This is a genomic window from Roseateles sp. (assembly GCF_019237615.1).
Classification (GTDB): domain Bacteria; phylum Pseudomonadota; class Gammaproteobacteria; order Burkholderiales; family Burkholderiaceae_C; genus Pelomonas.
The window spans coordinates 1-16,926 of the sequence record NZ_JAFAGT010000108.1 but is presented as its reverse complement, the minus strand read 5'-3'; the positions used below and the strand labels follow the sequence as shown (position 1 = coordinate 16,926).

The window sequence follows — 16,926 nt, the reverse complement described above, 5'->3', positions numbered from 1 at the left end:
AGGCTCTCAGCGAGAGCCTTTGCGCCTATCACCCCCGCAAACTGGAAGTCACCCACGGCCCCGTGAGCCCATCCAGCTCACAGTCCCACAACGCCTGCGCGTCCATCTCGTCCACGACGCCCTCGCCGTAGACCTTGAGCGCCAGGCTGCGCAGCATGATGACCATGCCCCGCACGAAGGCCGCGCGCCCGGCCTCGCCGGCCACGCCCAGCAGCACCGAGGCGTCCAGCTTCACGTAGTCCAGCCCCGCCTGGTACAGCCGCTCCACCTGCGCCAGCCCGGCGCCCGCGTGCTCCAGGCCCAGCTTGACGCCCAGCGGCCGTAGCTGCTGGCCCAGCTCCAGCAGTCGGTCGAAATGCTCGGTCGCCGCGGCCTCGGTCAGGTCCAGCAACAGCGCACGCGCCGCCTGCGGCCACTGGGCCAGCAGCTCGCGCAGCTGCGGCAGGAAGACCGCATCAGCCAGCGAGGCCGGCGCCACGTTGATGCAGCGCGCCTGGCCATCGCCCGAGATGGCCTTCAGCGCCAGGTCGACGGCGAACAGGTCGACCTGGGCCGTCAGCCGCGCCCGCACGGCCAGCGGCAGCCAGGATGCCGCCGGCACGAAGCCCGTGCCCAGGTCCAGCTGCAGCGGGCACTCCAGATGCAGCACGCGGCCGGCGCGGTCGCACACCGGAAACTCGGCGAGGCGGCCCCGCTGCTGGCCGACGGCCTCCTGCAGCTGGGCGCGCCACAGGCCCTCGCCCTGCTCGCGACCGAGGCCGGGCTCGGCCACGATCTCGACGACGAAGCCGCCACGCGCCTCGCCCAGATGCTCGGCCCGCGCCAGCGCTGCGTCGGCCTCGCCCAGCCAGACGCCGCTCGGGCGCTCGCGCGGCAGCTCGATGGCGCCCAGCGCCACCTGCACGCCGGGGCCGAAGGCCGGCAGGCTGGCGCGCAACGCATCGGCGAGCGCATGCGCCGTCTCGGCAGCCACGCCCTCGGCGGGCAGCCACAACGCGAAATCACCGCCGTTGAGGCGGCCGACGCGGCAGCCGGCCACGGACTCAGGATAGGCCTGCAGCGCCGTGACAAGGGTCAGCAGCACGTCGTCCACGCCGGCCCGACCCAGGCGGGCGTTCAGCCCCGGCAGATCGCGCAGGCGCACCAGCACCAGGCCGGCGATGGCGGGGCCGTCGTCGCGCTGCAGCGCGGCATCCAGCTCGGCGAGGAAATGCCGGCGCGTGGAGACGCCGGTCAGCGGGTCGTGGTGCACCTGCTCACGCAGCACCAGCAACTGGCCGGCCTGGGCCTCGAACATCTCCTTGACCCGCTGCACCATCGCATTCATCGCGCGCGTCAGGCGCTGCAGCTCGGGCACGCGCGGCTCGGCGACCTGGCCATAGCTGCCCACCAGCACGCCCTCGGCCTGGGCCACGGCTGCGTCCAGCGGGCGACGGATGCGGCGTAGGCCGCCCCAGGCCACGACGGCCGCGGCGATGCCGACGATGAACAGCCAGGCCAGCAACTGGCGCGAGCTGAGCCACAGCGCATCGTGGGCATAGCTGGACTGGCTCATCAGTTCCACGGAGCCTATGGCATTCCAGCCGCTGGACAGCTGGGCCACGCCGGGCGCCGCGGTGATGGGCAGCAGCGCGCGGAACCAGGCCGGCGCCAGGCCGGCGCGGGGCGGCTCGCTGCGCTCGAACAGCGTTTCACCGTTGACGCCGCGCCAGCGCACGAACTCGTAGGCGCCGGTGTCGAACTGGGCGGACACCAGCAGCTTGATCAGCTCGCCGTCGCCCCCCTGCTGCGACAGGGCCAGCGCCAGCGCCTGCGCGTTGTCCGCGTTCTTCAGCTCCAGCTGCGTGCGCATCAGCTGCTGCGTGGACAGCGTGGACAGCCCCACCGCACCCACCAGCGCCGCCAGTACCACGCCCAGCACCAGCCAGGCGATCTGCCGCATCAACGACATGACTCACTCCCCATCACAAGAATCCCTCTGCTTTGACCTTGGCCACCACCTCGCGCCACATCGACAGGCGCGCCAGCGGGTTGCCCGCCGTCACCTGGCCCGTGCCCTGCCACAGGCCCTCGGTGTTGAAACTGAAGACCGGTGTCAGGTCTGCCCGCTGCGACGCCGGCAGCACCTCGGGCCGCAGGTTGTCAAGGATCAGCGGCTCGGCGCTCGGCTGGGCATAGTAGGCCAGCACCATGTGCGCCAGCGACTGCCCACCCAGCCGCGCCCGTACATAGACCAGCCGCAGCTTGGCGGTCGGCACGCCCGTGGCGGTCAGGCTGAAGTACTTGGCGATGGCATAGTCCTCGCAGTCGCCGGCGCGCTTCTCCAGGCTTTCCAGCGGCGAGGCCCAGTAGTCCGGCACGCCCCAGGTGACGGCGTCTTCCTGGAACGCGATGCGGCGGTTGAAGAAGTCGTTGATGTCCCGCAAGCGCTGCAACTCGTCCTGCGTGCCGCTGCGCTCGATCAGCTGCACCAGGGCCTGGGCCTGCTCGGTCACCTTGGGTCCGCGCACAGCCGCCGCCTCCAGCACGCGCGTCGCGTCGTAGGCCGCCGCGGCCAGCAGCGGGGCCGCCGCCAGCAAGGCCAGCCACCACCGGCACCGGCGGAAGGCGAAAGCGACGCGAGGCGGTGAAGTGGGCAAGATTGACGGCGGGCTGCGACTGAATTCACTGTACCCGCACGGAGCCCACCTAAGATTTTGGGATCATGCAGAACCCGGCCTCAACTCACACATCGCGCGCCCAGCAGATCCGCGACGACATCGACCAGTCGCGCCGCCGCGGCCCCTTGCAGCAGATCCAGATCCCACCCTGCCCCGAGCTGCTGGCACAGCTGCAGCAGGCGATGAGCACGCCGGAGCCCGACCTCAACCTCGTCGCCCGCATCGCCTCCGGCGATGTGGCCATGGCCGCGACGCTGCTGCGCATCGCCAACGGCCCTCTGTTCAAGCCCGTGGGCCTGCCCTGCACCACCGTGGGCCAGGCGATGAACCGCATCGGCCTGCGCGAGAGCGTCGCCGTCATGACCGGCTTCCTGCTGCAGCACGCCATCCCCGTCAACGCGCCGCAGCTGGCGCGCTTCTGGCAGCGCAGCACCAAGCGCGCGATCGCGATGGCGACTATCGCCCAGCAGTTGCCGGGCCTGTCGCCCGACCTCGCGCACAGCTTCGGCCTGTTCCTGCATGTCGGCATGCCGGTGCTGCTGCAGAGCGTGCGCGGCTATGCGGGGACCATGGTCGAGGCCGGCGCGCGCATCGACCGCCCGTACATCGCCACCGAGAACGCCAACCACAAGACCGACCATGCAGTCGTCGGCGCCCTGGTCGTGCGGGTGTGGAACCTGGCGCCGCCGCTGGTCGCGGCCATCCGCCTGCACCACGACTTCACGGCCCTGGGCCATGGTGACATCGACCCCGAAATCCACACACTGATCGCCGCCGGCCTCATCGCCGAGCACCTGATGCGCCGCCACGAGGGCCTGCCCGAGGACGCCGACTGGGCCGGCCACCATGCCGCCGCGATGGACTGGCTGCAGATCGGCTGGGACGAGCTGGCGCAGTGGGAAGAGGCCGTGAACCTGCAGTTCGACGCGGTCTGAGCCAGATGCGGTTGCCGCGCCTGCGCGTCCTCGTCCTCGTCGCCATGGTGGTGGCGACGCTGGGCACGGTGGGTTGGTGGGTGTTCGGCCCGCCGGGCGTCGCCGTCGAGCTGACCCGGCGCAGCTGGCGCATGGAAATCGTCGTCGAGCGGCTGCGTGCCGAGAGCGGCTCGGACTGGTGCGACGAGCTGCCGGAGGGCGCCTTCGACATCAGCCGCCGCATGACGGCCGACCCCAGCGGCCGCCGCGCCCTGCCTGCCGAGCATTGCCGCTACATGGTGCTGGCCTGGCGCCGCAGCTGGATCGCCAAGACCGAGGGCAGCCCTGACACGCGGCCCGACTGGCCCCGCCCGCCGCTGCGGGTGGCCCCGCCCGGCCAGCCAGGCAGCGAGCGCCTGGGCAAGCGCGAGGCCTACTACGAGATAGCGCTCAGCGACGGTGGCGACCACCTCTGGACCTGCCGCATGGACCTCGAGCGCTGGAAGCAGCTGCGCGTGGGGCAGCGCTTTCGCGTGCCGGTGGACCGCTTCGGCACGGCCGACTGCCCGCGCTTGTACGAGTCCCGAATCTGATCAGTGGATCAGCTGCCATGCCGCCACGACGACATGGCCCCAGACCAGCAGGTTGAAGCCCAGCAGCGTGAACGCGCGCAGGAAGTTCCACAGCTTGCGCGCGCGCTCCAGCGCCTCGTCGGCGCCGGTGAAGACGTAGATACCCATGTAGAGGGCCGACGGCAGCAGCGTGGCGAGCATGACCAGCGCCATGAACCCGTAGAAGAATTTCATGCCGGCATTGTGGCGACACCCGACGCCCTCCAGGCCCAGCGTTAGCCCGCAGGCACGGGGTGTCGGCCCGCCAACCCCGATGGGCGGCCTTCCGACGCTGCGCTGACGCGATGTAAAAAAGGCCCGCTCCGTTGCCGGGGGCGGGCCTGCTTTCGGGGATGGGCTTTACTTCTTGCGCACCGGCGGCACGTCCGTGCAGGAGCCATGCGCCACTTCCGCGGCCATTCCCAGCGACTCGCCCAGCGTCGGGTGCGGGTGGATGGTCTTGCCGATGTCCACCGCGTCCGCGCCCATCTCGATGGCCAGCGCAATCTCGCCGATCATGTCGCCGGCATGCGTGCCGACGATGCCGCCGCCGATGATGCGGTGGCTCTCTTCGTCGAAGATCAGCTTGGTGGAGCCCTCGTCGCGGCCGTTGGCGATCGCGCGGCCGGACGCCGTCCACGGGAACAGGCCCTTGGTGATCTTGATGCCCTTGGCCTTGGCTTCATCCTCGGTCATGCCCACCCAGGCGACTTCAGGGTCGGTGTAGGCCACGCTGGGGATCACGCGGGCGTCGAACTGGCTCTTCGCAAGCGCCGCGTCGCCCAGCAGTTCGCCGGCGCAGACCTCCGCCGCCACGTGGCCCTCGTGCACCGCTTTGTGAGCCAGCATGGGCTGGCCGACGATGTCGCCGATGGCGAAGATGTTGGCAACGTTGGTGCGCATCTGCACGTCGACCGGGATGAAGCCGCGGTCGCCGACGATGACGCCCGCGTTCTCGGCGGCGATCTTCTTGCCGTTGGGCGTGCGGCCCACGGCCTGCAGCACCAGGTCGTAGCGCTGCGGCTCCTTCGGGGCGCCCTCGCCTTCGAAGGTCACCCAGATGCCGTCGGGCCTGGCCTCGGCGCCCACCGTCTTCGTGTTCAACATGATGTTGTCGAAGCGGTGCTGGTTGAACTTCTGCCAGACCTTGACGAGGTCGCGGTCCGCACCGGTCATCAGCGTGGGCAGCATCTCGACGACGTCCAGGCGCGCGCCGAGCGTGGAGTACACCGTGCCCATCTCCAGGCCGATGATGCCGCCGCCGACGATGAGCATCTTCTCGGGCCTGACGCCCATTTCCAGCGCGCCGGTCGAATCGACGATGCGCGGATCGTTGGGCAGGAAGGGCAGGCGCACGGCCTGCGAGCCGGCGGCGATGATGAGGCGCCTGAACGCCACGGTCTGCGCCGCACCGGTCTTGGCCTGGCCCACGGCACCCTCGGTCGCTTCGACCTTGAGGTGCTGGGCGTCCAGCAGCGAGCCGACGCCGCGCAGCACCGTCACCTTGCGCATCTTGGCCATCGCGGCCAGGCCGCCGGTCAGCTTGCCGGTGACCTTGTTCTTGTGGGCACGCAGCTTGTCGATGTCGACCGTCGGCGCGCCGAAGACGACGCCCAGGTCGGCCATGTGGCTGGCTTCGTCCATGACGGCCGCGACGTGCAGCAGCGCCTTGGACGGGATGCAGCCCACATTCAGGCAGACACCGCCCAGCGTCGCGTAGCGCTCGACGATGGCGACCTTCAGGCCCAGGTCGGCGGCACGGAACGCGGCCGAGTAGCCGCCGGGGCCGCCGCCGAGCACGACGACGTCGAAGGCCTGATCGGCATTGCCGCTGTAGGTCGCGGCGGCTGGCGCCTGCACCGGTGCGGCAGCGGGCGCCGCAGCAACGGGCGCGGGCGCAGCGGCAACCGGTGCCGGCGCTGCAGCAACGTCCGACTCCAGCGTCAGGATGACCGAGCCCTTGCTGATCTTGTCGCCCAGCTTGACCCTCAGGTCCTTCACGACGCCCGCAGCGGACGACGGGATCTCCATCGACGCCTTGTCGCTCTCGACGGTGATCAGGCTCTGCTCGACCTTGACGGTGTCGCCCGCCTTGACCAGCACCTCGATGACGCCGACTTCGTCGAAGTCGCCGATGTCGGGAACATGAACTTCAATGGTTGCCATGAGTCCACCCCCCTCTTACAGCGCGATCCGACGGAAGTCGGACAGCAGCGACGCGAAGTAGACGTTGAAGCGCGCCGCAGCCGCGCCGTCGATGACGCGGTGGTCCCACGACAGCGACAGCGGCAGGATCAGGCGCGGCACGAAGGCCTTGCCGTCCCACACGGGTTCCATCGAGCTCTTGCAGACGCCCATGATGGCCACTTCCGGCGCGTTGATGATGGGCGTGAAGTACTTGCCGCCGATGCCGCCCAGCGACGAGATCGAGAAACAGCCGCCGCTCATGTCGGCCGGCCCCAGCTTGCCGTCGCGGGCCTTCTTGGCCAGCTCCGACATCTCGGCGCTGATCTGGAAGATGCCCTTCTTGTCGGCGTCCTTGATGACAGGCACGACGAGACCGTTGGGCGTGTCGGCCGCGAAGCCGATGTGGAAGTAGTTCTTCAGCACCAGCGTGTCGCCGTCCAGCGAGCTGTTGAACTCGGGGAACTTCTTCAGCGCCGCGACGGCCGCCTTGATCATGAAGGCGAGCATCGTGACCTTGATGCCGGCCTTCTCGTTCTCCTTGTTCAGCTGGACGCGGAAGGCTTCCAGCTCGGTGATGTCCGCGTCGTCGTGGTTCGTCACGTGCGGGATGACCACCCAGTTGCGATGCAGATTCGCGCCCGAGATCTTCTTGATGCGGGACAGCTCCTTGCGCTCCACGGCGCCGAACTTCTCGAAGTCCACCTTGGGCCAGGGCAGCAGGCCCGGGAACGCGCCGCCGGTGGCGGCAGCGCCCGCGGGCCCTGCGGCCTTCTGCGCGGCGGTCTGCACCGTGCCGGCCATGACGGCCTTGACGAAGCCCTGCACGTCCACCTCGGTGATGCGGCCCTTGGCGCCGCTGCCCTTCACCTCGACCAGCGGCACGCCCAGCTCGCGCGCCAGCTTGCGGATGCTGGGCGAGGCATGGGGCAGCTGGCCCGTGGGGGACGTTGGTTGATGCGCAGGCAGCGCAGCAGCGGGCGTCGCAGCCTTGGCTTCGGCCGGCGCGGGTGCCGACGCCTGGGCGGGCGCGGCGGCCGGTACAGCCGCAGCAGGCGCGGGCGCCGCGGCAGCGCCGCCGGCCGCCTTCACGCGCGCCAGCGCCGAGCCCTTCTTGACCTTGTCGCCGACCTTGACCAGCAGCTCCTCGACGACGCCCGCCGTCGACGACGGGATCTCCATCGAGGCCTTGTCGCTTTCGACGGTGACCAGGCTCTGCTCCACCTTGACGGTGTCGCCGACCTTCACGAGCAGCTCGATGACGGCCACTTCGTCGAAATCGCCGATGTCCGGCACCTCGACGGTGACCGAGCCGCCGGCGACCGGCGCCGGCGCAGCGGCGGCCGGAGCAGGCGCAGGCGCCGATGCGGCGGCAACCGGGGCCGGGGCCGGGGCGGCAGCGACGCCCTCGCCTTCCACGAGCACCAGCACGCTGCCTTCCTTGACCTTGTCGCCCACGACGACCTTGATCTCCTTGACGACGCCAGCCTGCGACGACGGGATCTCCATCGACGCCTTGTCGCTCTCCACCGTCACGAGACTCTGCTCGACCTTGACGGTGTCGCCGACCTTGACCAGCACCTCGATGACGCCGACCTCGTCGAAATCGCCGATGTCGGGAACCTTGACTTCAACCAATGCCATGTCTTGTCTCCCTCGGCTTATGCGTACAGAGGATTGATCTTGTCGGCGTTGATGCCGTACTTCGCGATGGCCTCGGCCACGCGCTCGTTCGGCACCGCGCCGTCATCGGCCAGCGCCTTCAGCGCGGCGACAACGATGTAGTGGCGGTTGATCTCGAAGTGCTCGCGCAGCTTGGAGCGGAAATCGCTGCGGCCGAAGCCGTCGGTGCCCAGCACCTTGTACGTGCGGTCCTTGGGCACGAAGGCGCGGATCTGCTCCGCGTAGTTCTTCATGTAGTCCGTGGACGCGATGACGGGGCCGCGGGTCTGGCCCAGCTGCTGCGTCACGAAGGGCACGCAGGCCAGCTCGGTCGGGTGCAGCAGGTTCCAGCGCTCGGCGTTCTGGCCGTCGCGGGCCAGCTCGTTGAAGCTCGGGCAGCTCCACACATGAGCGCCCACGCCCCAGTCCGCTTCCAGCAGCTGCTTGGCGGCCTGGCTCTCGCGCAGGATGGTGCCGGAGCCCAGCAGATTGACGCTGACCTGCTTGCTGCCGTCGGCCTCTTCCAGCAGGTACATGCCCTTCAGGATCTGCTCCTCGGTGCCGGCCTTCAGGCCCGGCATCGGGTAGTTCTCGTTCAGCAGCGTGATGTAGTAGAAGACGTTTTCCTGGTCTTCCACCATGCGCTTGAGGCCGCGCTGCATGATGACCGCGACTTCGTGCGCGAAGGTCGGGTCGTAGGACACGCAGTTGGGGATGGTGCCGGCCAGGATGTGGCTGTGGCCGTCCTCGTGCTGCAGGCCTTCACCGTTGAGCGTCGTGCGGCCCGACGTGCCGCCCAGCAGGAAGCCGCGGGCCTGCATGTCGCCGGCGGCCCAGGCCAGGTCGCCGATGCGCTGGAAGCCGAACATCGAGTAGTAGACGTAGAACGGGATCATCACGCGGTTGTTCGTCGAGTACGACGTCGCCGCGGCGATCCAGCTGGCCATGCCGCCCGCTTCGTTGATGCCTTCCTGCAGGATCTGGCCGGCCTTGTCCTCGCGGTAGTACATGACCTGGTCCTTGTCGACCGGGGTGTACAGCTGGCCCTTGGGGTTGTAGATGCCGATCTGGCGGAACAGGCCTTCCATGCCGAAGGTACGGGCCTCGTCGACGAGGATGGGCACCACGCGCGGGCCGATATCCTTGTCGCGCAGCAGCTGCGTCAGGAAGCGTACGTAGGCCTGGGTCGTCGAGATCTCGCGGCCCTCGGCCGTCGGATCCAGCACGGCCTGGAAGGTGGCCAGCTCGGGCGTCTTGAACTGCTCGTCGGCCTTGGCGCGGCGGCTGGGCAGGTAGCCACCCAGGGCCTGGCGGCGCTCGTGCAGGTAGCGCATCTCCGGCGTGTCTTCGGCCGGCTTGTAATACGGGATGTTGGGCAGTTCGCTGTCCGGCACCGGGATGTTGAAACGGTCGCGGATGTACTTGATGTCCTCGTCCGTCAGCTTCTTGGTCTGGTGGACGGTGTTCTTGCCCTCACCGGCCTTGCCCATGCCGTAGCCCTTGACGGTCTTGACCAGCAGCACGGTGGGCTGGCCAGTCGTGTTGTTGTGGGCCTGGTGGAAGGCCGCATAGACCTTCTCGGGCTCGTGGCCGCCGCGGCGCAGATCGAAGATCTCCTCGTCGCTCATGTGGGCGACGAGCTTGGCGGTCTCGGGGTACTTGCCGAAGAAGTTCTTGCGGACGAAGGCGCCGTCGTTGGCCTTCATGGCCTGGTAGTCGCCGTCCAGCGTCTCCATCATCAGCTGCTTCAGCTTGCCGCTCTTGTCGCGTGCCAGCAGTTCGTCCCAGCCCTTGCCCCAGATCAGCTTGATGACGTTCCAGCCGGCGCCGCGGAACTCGCCTTCCAGTTCCTGGATGATCTTGCCGTTGCCACGCACCGGGCCGTCCAGCCGCTGCAGGTTGCAGTTGACGACGAACACGAGGTTGTCGAGGTTCTCACGAACGGCCAGGCCGATGGCGCCCAGGCTTTCCGGCTCGTCCATCTCGCCGTCGCCCATGAAGGCCCAGACCTTGCGGTTCTCGGTGTTGGCGATGCCGCGGGCGTGCAGGTACTTCAGGAAGCGCGCCTGGTAGATCGCCATCAGCGGCCCCAGGCCCATGCTGACGGTCGGGAACTGCCAGAAGTTGGGCATCAGCTTGGGGTGCGGGTAGCTGGACAGCCCCTTGCCGTCGACTTCCTGTCGGAAGTTGTCGAGCTGCTCTTCGCTGAGGCGGCCTTCCAGGTAGGCGCGGGCGTAGATGCCGGGCGCGCTGTGGCCCTGGATGTAGAGGCAGTCGCCGCCATGGTCTTCGCTGGCCGCGTGCCAGAAGTGGTTGAAGCCGGCACCGAACATGCTGGCCACCGACGCGAACGAGCCGATGTGGCCGCCCAGGTCGCCGCCGTCGGCGGGGTGCAGCCGGTTGGCGCGCACCACCATCGCCATCGCGTTCCAGCGCATGTAGGCGCGCAGGCGCTTCTCGATCTGGATGTTGCCGGGGCAACGCGCCTCCGCGTCGGCCTCGATGGTGTTGACGTAGCCCGTCGTTGCCGAGAACGGCAGGTCGATACTGTGCTGGCGGGCGTGCTCCAGGATCTCCTCGATCAGGAAATGCGCGCGCTCCGCGCCTTCACGGTCGATGACGGCGGACAGCGCATCCAGCCATTCCTTGGTTTCCTGCGGGTCGGCGTCGTTCGATGCGGCGCCTCGAAAGTCTTGCGGCTGGGCGGACATGGCCGGTCTCCTATATCTGGCTCGCCTCTGCCGGGCGACGCACTGAGTTTCTGACGGGTGGTCTACCCGGACTGCGACCCCCGGGCCGGCGGAGTGTCTCATAGCCCGCTCAAGTTCCCAAATGGTGCGAATTGATTTCTTATTATGAAATCAAGCAACTCGATGCCGGCCCGGATAATTTGCCCCCATGGCCCCTGTTTCCGCCCCGCCCAACCGCAGTCAGCGCTGGATCGCGACGCTGCGTCGCCTGGTCACCACCTGGTGGTTCCGGCAGTCGCCGTCACGCCAGGACCGCCTGGCCACGCTCGGGCCGCTGATCTCGGTGCTGCTGTTCCTGGCGGCCATCATTTCGGCCTTCTGGTACCTGCGCAACGAGGAAATCGAACGCGAGACCGAGTCCGTCAAGCGCGACACCGAGATCGCCCAGCAGCAGATCCGCCTGCGCCTGATCGAGAACCAGGAGCAACTGGTGCGCATCGCGCGCGAGGTGGTCACTCGGCAGATCGACGCCCGTGAGTTCTCCGTCCAGGCCCAGGCCTTCGCGCGCGAGCGGCCCGAGCTGACGCACGTGACCTGGCTGAGCGCCAAGCGCGAGCGCCGCAGCAGCGTCGGCGCAGCGGGCTTCCAGACCGACGGCCTGATGTCGGCGGACGGCGGCGACCCGTCCATGCCCACGCCCAGCCCCGCCAACGCGCCCGAGATCGCCTTCGAGGCAGCCAAGGAGCGCCGCCAGCCGGTCTATTCGCCGCCGTTTCCCGATGCCAGCGGCGCCATCGTCTTCCAGGTCCACATCCCTCTGATCGACCGCGGCGGCTTCGCCGGCGCGCTGGTGGCGGAGTACACCGTCGAGACGCTGCTGCGCTACTACGTGCCCAGCGAGGTGGCCACCCGCCACAGCATCGCGGTGCTGGACGTGCCGCGCGACCAGGTCGTCGCCAGCACCGTCACGCCCATGCCCGGACAGATGCTGCGTCGTGCCGCACTGCTGCACGACGTGCCGCTGGCGCCCGCGCTCAACGGCCTGGTGCTGCGCGGCCAGGGTTGGCGCACGTCCATCGGCCTGATCAGCAACGCGCTGTTCTGGCTGGTGCTGGCGCTGGCGGGCCTGACGGTCTGGATGCTGCTTGGCACCTGGCGCCACATGCGCCGCCGCACGCAGATCCAGAACGCACTGACGCTGGAGACCAACTTCCGCCGCGCCATGGAGAACTCCATGCTGACCGGCATGCGCGCCATGGACATGGAGACGCGCATCACCTACGTGAACCCGGCCTTCTGCGCAATGACGGGCTTCTCGGAGGCCGACCTCGTCGGCCGCACGCCACCCTACCCCTTCTGGCCCACGGACCGGCGCGAGGAGAACGCGCGCCTGCTGCAGCAGGAGCTGCAGGGCCGCAGCCCCTCGGGCGGCGTCGAGGTCAAGATCCAGCGCAAGGACGCCAGCCAGTTCGACGCCCGCGTCTATGTGTCGCCGCTGGTGGACACCAAGGGCAAGCAGACCGGCTGGATGACCTCGATGACCAACATCACCGAGGCCAAGCGCGTGCGCGACCAGCTGTCGGCCTCGCACGAGCGCTTCACCACCGTGCTGGAGGGATTGGATGCGGCCGTGTCGGTGCTGTCGGTCAACCCGCCCGAACTGCTGTTCGCCAACCGCAGCTACCGCCTGTGGTTCGGCGCCGATCCGGCAGGACACGCGTTGCTTGCTGGCGGCCAGCTCGTCGGCACGACCAGCCGCCGCGGCCTTCCCGAAGCGTCCGACGAGGTGGACGACTACTCCGGCCTGCCCGCCGAGGCGCTGACCGACATGGGCTCGGACCCGCGCGAGGTCTACGTCGAGTCGCTGGCCATGTGGTTCGATGTGCGCGCCCGCTACCTGCAGTGGACCGACGGCCGCCTGGCGCAGATGCTGATCGCCACCGACATCACGATGCGCCGCCATGCCGAGGCCCAGGCCGCACTGCAAGCCGAGAAGGCGCAGGTCACCAGCCGGCTGATGACCATGGGCGAGATGGCCTCCAGCGTGGCGCACGAGCTGAACCAGCCGCTGACGGCCATCACCAACTACTGCAACGGCATGGTCAGCCGCGTGCGCAGCGACAGCATCGACAAGGAAGCACTGCTGGCCGCGCTGACCAAGACCGCCAAGCAGGCGGAGCGCGCCGGCCAGATCATTCACCGCATCCGCAACTTCGTGAAGCGCAGCGAGCCGCAGCGCCAACCAGCCCATGCGGCCGACATCGTCGAGGACGCGGTGGAGCTGGCCGGCATCGAGCTGCGCCGCCGCAACGTGGCCATCCATACCTATGTGGCCCAGCGCCTGCCGCAACTGATGGTGGACCCCATCCTCATCGAGCAGGTGCTGATGAACCTGCTGAAGAACGCCGCCGAGGCCATAGACAACGCCTCCCTGCCGACATCGCGCCGCCACATCGAGTTGCGCATCGTGCCCAAGCACAGCGCGGAGCTGGGCGGCCACATCGAGTTCTCCGTGACCGACATGGGGCCGGGTTTGCCCGACGAAGTGCTGGCCCGCATGTACGAGGCCTTCTTCTCGACCAAGGCCGACGGACTTGGCATCGGGTTAGGGTTATGCCGGTCCATCGTCGAGTCCCACCAGGGCAGGATAAAAGCCGAGAACCTCTACAATGGCTCTCTCGTCGTAGGGTGCCGATTCGCCTTCACGATCCCGGTCACCATCACCTCAGAACAACTGCGTCAGGAAGCCTCCCAGGGTGCTTCCGGCAGCGCTCAGAGAACCGAACCCACCGCACCATGAGCTTGATCCCGAAGAAGGGCAATGTCTACGTCGTCGATGACGACGAGGCCGTTCGCGACTCCCTGCAATGGCTGCTCGAAGGCAAGGACTACCGGGTCAAGTGCTTTGACTCGGCCGAATCCTTCCTGGCGCGCTACGACCCCCGCGAGGTCGCCTGCCTGATTGCCGATATCCGCATGGACGGCATGACGGGCCTCGAGCTGCAGGACCGCCTCATCGAACGCAAGAGCCCACTGCCCATCGTCTTCATTACCGGCCACGGCGACGTGCCCATGGCGGTGCAGACGATGAAGAAGGGCGCGATGGACTTCATCGAGAAGCCGTTCAAGGAAGAAGAGCTGCTGGCCCTGGTGGAGCGCATGCTGGACCAGGCCCGCGACGCCTTCTCCAGCCACCAGGAAGCCGCCAGCCGCGACGCGCTGCTGGCCCGCCTGACGACGCGCGAGGCCCAGGTGCTGGAGCGCATCGTCGCCGGCCGCCTGAACAAGCAGATCGCCGACGACCTGGGCATCAGCATCAAGACGGTGGAGGCGCACCGCGCCAACATCATGGAAAAGCTCAACGCCAACACCGTGGCCGATCTGCTGAAGATCGCACTCGGTGCGACGGCGAAGGCATAAACCACCCGCATCTCACAGAGGCCGCTGCTTGCGGCCTCTTTGCATTTCTGGAGTTCAAAGATGACTGCCCAACTGATCGACGGCCTCGCCCTTTCCAAGCAGCTGCGCGCCGAAACGGCCGCCCGCGCCGCAGCGTTGACCGCCAAGGGGCGCCAGCCCGGCCTCGCCGTCGTGCTCGTGGGCGACAACCCGGCCAGCCAGGTCTATGTGCGCAACAAGGTCAAGGCCTGCGAAGAGGCCGGCATCCACTCGCGCCTGGAGAAGTACGACGCCTCCATGACCGAGGCCGAGCTGCTGGCCCGCGTTGAAGCGCTGAACAACGACCCGACCATCCACGGCATCCTCGTGCAGCTGCCGCTGCCCAAGCACATCGACGACCACAAGGTCATCGAGGCCATCTCGCCGGCCAAGGACGTCGACGGCTTCCACGTCGCCAGCGCCGGCGCGCTGATGGTGGGCGAGCCGGGCTTCAAGGCCTGCACGCCCTACGGCTGCATGAAGATGCTGGAGAGCATCGGCATGGGCAACCTGAAGGGCAAGCATGCCGTCGTCATCGGCCGCAGCAACATCGTCGGCAAGCCCATGGCCCTGATGCTCCTGGCCGCGAACGCCACCGTCACGGTCTGCCACAGCGGCACGGCCGACCTGGGCGCGATGACGCGCCAGGCCGACGTCATCGTCGCCGCCGTCGGCAAGCGCAACGTGCTGACGGCCGACATGGTCAAGCCCGGCGCCGTCGTCATCGACGTCGGCATGAACCGCAACGACGAGGGCAAGCTCTGCGGCGACGTGGACTTCGACGGCGTGAAGGCCGTGGCCGGCTGGATCACACCTGTGCCCGGTGGGGTCGGCCCCATGACCATTGCCATGCTGCTGGTCAACACGCTTGAATCGGCGGAACGAAGCCTCAAGTCCGCCTGATGACCATGACCAATCCGCTGCTGTCCACCGCCGCCCTGCCCGATTTCGCGGCCATCACGCCCGAGCATGTGCAGCCCGCCATCCAGCAGTTGCTGACCGCGGCGCGGGCCGCGCTGGACGAAGCCGTGAAGCCCGGGACGCCGGCCGACTACGACACGCTGTCGCGCATCCTCGACACGGCGACGGAGCGCCTGGGCACGGCCTGGGGCGCCGTGGGCCACCTCAACGCCGTGGCCGACACGCCGGCGCTGCGCGAGGCCTACAACGCGATGCTGCCGGCCGTCACCGAGTTCAGCACGGCGATGGGCGCCAACGAGGCGCTGTTCGCCAAGTACAAGGCCGTCATGGCCGCGCAGGGCGCCGCCTTGAGCGCGCCGCGCCGGCAGCTGCTCAAGCATGCGATCCGCGACTTCGTCCTGTCCGGCGCCGAGCTGCAGGGCGAGGCCCGCGAGCGCTATGCGGCCATCCAGGAGCGCAGCGCCGAGCTGCAGCAGCAGTTCAGCGAGCATGTGCTGGACGCCACCGACGGCTGGAGCCACGTGGCCTCCGCCGACGAGCTGGCCGGTGTGCCGCAAGATGTGCTGGACGCGACCCGGCTGGACGACGGCGGCCACAAGATCACGCTGCATTTCCCGGTCTACCTGCCCGTCATGCAGTACGCAGAGAACCGCGAGCTGCGCGAGACGCTGTACCGCGCCTACGTGACCCGCGCCAGCGAGGCCGGCAAGCCCGAATGGGACAACACGGCAGCGATGCGCGAGATCGTCGCGCTGCGCCAGGAGGAGGCCGCGCTGCTGGGCTATGCCAACTTCGCCGAGGTGTCGCTGGCGCCCAAGATGGCCTCCTCGCCGGCCGAGGTCAACGGCTTCCTGCGCGACCTGGCCAGGCGTGCCCGGCCCTTCGCGGAAAAGGACCTGGCCGAGCTGCGCGAGTTTGCAAAGGGCGCGCCGCTGGAGAGCTGGGACGTGTCCTACTGGAGCGAGAAGCTCAAGGAGTCCCGCTACGCCTTCAGCGACCAGACGGTCAAGCAGTACTTCACCGCACCCAAGGTCGTCGCCGGCCTGTTCTCCATCATCGAGCGGCTGTTCGACGTGGCGATCTCCGAGGCCCGGGCCTCCGTCTGGCACGAGACCGTCAAGTTCTACGAGATGCGCCGTGGCGGCCAGCTCATCGCGCAGTTCTACCTCGACCTGCACGCCCGCAACGGCAAGCGCCCCGGCGCATGGATGGACGAGGTGCGCAGCCGCTGGCTCAAGCCCAGCGGCGAGCAGCAGACGCCCGTTGCGCTGCTGACCTGCAACTTCGCGTCCCCGGTCGGCGACAAGCCTGCGCTGCTGACCCACGACGACGTCATCACCCTCTTCCACGAGTTCGGCCATGGCCTGCACCACATGCTGACGCAGGTGGACGACCTGGGCGTGTCCGGCATCTCGGGCGTGGAATGGGACGCGGTCGAGCTGCCCAGCCAGTTCATGGAGAACTTCTGCTGGGAATGGGACGTCCTCAGCCAGCTCAGCGGCCATGTGGACAGCGGCGCGCCGCTGCCGCGCGAGCTGTTCGACAAGATGACCGCGGCCAAGAATTTCCAGAGCGGGCTGATGACGCTGCGCCAGATCGAGTTCTCGCTGTTCGACATGCGCCTGCACGGCGAGCCGGGCTCCGAGGCCGACGTGCAGCGGGTGCTGGACGAGGTGCGCGCCGAGGTCGCCGTGCTGGTCCCGCCCGCCTTCAACCGCTTCCAGCACAGCTTCTCGCATGTCTTCGCCGGCGGCTACGCGGCGGGATACTACAGCTACAAGTGGGCCGAGCTGCTGAGCGCCGACGCGTGGAGCGCCTTCGAGGAAGAAGGCGTGTTCAACGCGGC

The 16,926-nt window shown here is 68.5% G+C and carries 12 protein-coding genes; 6 read left to right on the top strand and 6 right to left on the bottom strand.

Annotation, left to right across the window (positions count from 1 at the left end):
• Positions 1–28 precede the first annotated feature (28 nt).
• Positions 29–1,951, bottom strand: a complete 1,923-nt coding sequence (locus JOY88_RS22785; RefSeq protein ID WP_293505012.1) for a bifunctional diguanylate cyclase/phosphodiesterase — start codon at positions 1,949–1,951, stop codon at positions 29–31.
• Positions 1,952–1,964: 13 nt separating this feature from the next.
• Entirely contained in the window at positions 1,965–2,579 is a 615-nt protein-coding gene (locus JOY88_RS22780; RefSeq protein ID WP_293505010.1) for a transglutaminase-like cysteine peptidase, read from the bottom strand.
• 125 nt (positions 2,580–2,704) lie between these two features.
• Here JOY88_RS22780 and JOY88_RS22775 point away from each other — a divergent pair, with 125 nt between their 5' ends.
• Both JOY88_RS22775 and JOY88_RS22770 read left to right on the top strand, forming a co-directional pair.
• The gene (locus JOY88_RS22775; RefSeq protein WP_293505008.1) at positions 2,705–3,595 is read left to right on the top strand and encodes an HDOD domain-containing protein; all 891 of its coding nucleotides are present in this window, start codon (positions 2,705–2,707) and stop codon (positions 3,593–3,595) included.
• A 5-nt stretch (positions 3,596–3,600) separates the two neighbouring features.
• Positions 3,601–4,167 (top strand): hypothetical protein, encoded by a 567-nt coding sequence (locus JOY88_RS22770; RefSeq protein ID WP_293505006.1) that lies wholly within the window; start codon positions 3,601–3,603, stop codon positions 4,165–4,167.
• Here the strand turns inward: JOY88_RS22770 and JOY88_RS22765 are convergent, their stop codons facing one another.
• The 4 genes from JOY88_RS22765 to aceE form a co-directional block, all read right to left on the bottom strand.
• Complete coding sequence (locus JOY88_RS22765; protein WP_293505004.1) at positions 4,168–4,380, bottom strand: hypothetical protein; 213 nt, start codon at positions 4,378–4,380, stop codon at positions 4,168–4,170.
• Positions 4,381–4,545: 165 nt separating this feature from the next.
• A complete protein-coding gene (gene lpdA / locus JOY88_RS22760) occupies positions 4,546–6,351 on the bottom strand; it encodes a dihydrolipoyl dehydrogenase (protein ID WP_293505002.1) in 1,806 nt (601 codons plus the stop codon).
• 15 nt (positions 6,352–6,366) lie between these two features.
• Positions 6,367–8,013: a dihydrolipoyllysine-residue acetyltransferase gene (aceF, locus tag JOY88_RS22755; protein WP_293505000.1), complete on the bottom strand. Its 1,647-nt coding sequence runs from the start codon at positions 8,011–8,013 to the stop codon at positions 6,367–6,369.
• A 17-nt stretch (positions 8,014–8,030) separates the two neighbouring features.
• Positions 8,031–10,742, bottom strand: a complete 2,712-nt coding sequence (aceE, locus tag JOY88_RS22750) for a pyruvate dehydrogenase (acetyl-transferring), homodimeric type (protein WP_293504998.1) — start codon at positions 10,740–10,742, stop codon at positions 8,031–8,033.
• A 187-nt stretch (positions 10,743–10,929) separates the two neighbouring features.
• Here aceE and JOY88_RS22745 point away from each other — a divergent pair, with 187 nt between their 5' ends.
• The 4 genes from JOY88_RS22745 to JOY88_RS22730 form a co-directional block, all read left to right on the top strand.
• Positions 10,930–13,521, top strand: a complete 2,592-nt coding sequence (locus JOY88_RS22745; RefSeq protein WP_293504996.1) for a PAS domain S-box protein — start codon at positions 10,930–10,932, stop codon at positions 13,519–13,521.
• Positions 13,518–14,141 carry a response regulator transcription factor gene (locus JOY88_RS22740; RefSeq protein ID WP_088483486.1) on the top strand — a complete coding sequence of 208 codons (624 nt, stop codon included), beginning with the start codon at positions 13,518–13,520 and terminating at the stop codon, positions 14,139–14,141. The genes JOY88_RS22745 and JOY88_RS22740 overlap by 4 nt, the downstream gene beginning before the upstream one ends.
• Before the next feature lie 60 nt (positions 14,142–14,201).
• On the top strand, positions 14,202–15,062 hold the full coding sequence (folD, locus tag JOY88_RS22735; RefSeq protein WP_293504989.1) for a bifunctional methylenetetrahydrofolate dehydrogenase/methenyltetrahydrofolate cyclohydrolase FolD: 861 nt from the start codon (positions 14,202–14,204) through the stop codon (positions 15,060–15,062).
• A 5-nt stretch (positions 15,063–15,067) separates the two neighbouring features.
• Positions 15,068–16,926 (top strand): M3 family metallopeptidase (locus JOY88_RS22730; protein WP_293505100.1); only part of this gene is annotated, 1,859 nt, incomplete at its 3' end.

Excerpts from the sequence above, each read along its gene's own strand:
- JOY88_RS22745 (WP_293504996.1), top strand. The coding sequence starts at position 10,930 with ATGGCCCCTGTTTCCGCCCCGCCCAACCGCAGTCAGCGCTGGATCGCG.
- JOY88_RS22785 (WP_293505012.1), bottom strand. The coding sequence starts at position 1,951 with ATGTCGTTGATGCGGCAGATCGCCTGGCTGGTGCTGGGCGTGGTACTG.
- lpdA (WP_293505002.1), bottom strand. The coding sequence starts at position 6,351 with ATGGCAACCATTGAAGTTCATGTTCCCGACATCGGCGACTTCGACGAA.
- JOY88_RS22740 (WP_088483486.1), top strand. The coding sequence starts at position 13,518 with ATGAGCTTGATCCCGAAGAAGGGCAATGTCTACGTCGTCGATGACGAC.
- aceF (WP_293505000.1), bottom strand. The coding sequence starts at position 8,013 with ATGGCATTGGTTGAAGTCAAGGTTCCCGACATCGGCGATTTCGACGAG.
- folD (WP_293504989.1), top strand. The coding sequence starts at position 14,202 with ATGACTGCCCAACTGATCGACGGCCTCGCCCTTTCCAAGCAGCTGCGC.
- JOY88_RS22775 (WP_293505008.1), top strand. The coding sequence starts at position 2,705 with ATGCAGAACCCGGCCTCAACTCACACATCGCGCGCCCAGCAGATCCGC.
- aceE (WP_293504998.1), bottom strand. The coding sequence starts at position 10,742 with ATGTCCGCCCAGCCGCAAGACTTTCGAGGCGCCGCATCGAACGACGCC.
- JOY88_RS22770 (WP_293505006.1), top strand. The coding sequence starts at position 3,601 with ATGCGGTTGCCGCGCCTGCGCGTCCTCGTCCTCGTCGCCATGGTGGTG.
- JOY88_RS22765 (WP_293505004.1), bottom strand. The coding sequence starts at position 4,380 with ATGAAATTCTTCTACGGGTTCATGGCGCTGGTCATGCTCGCCACGCTG.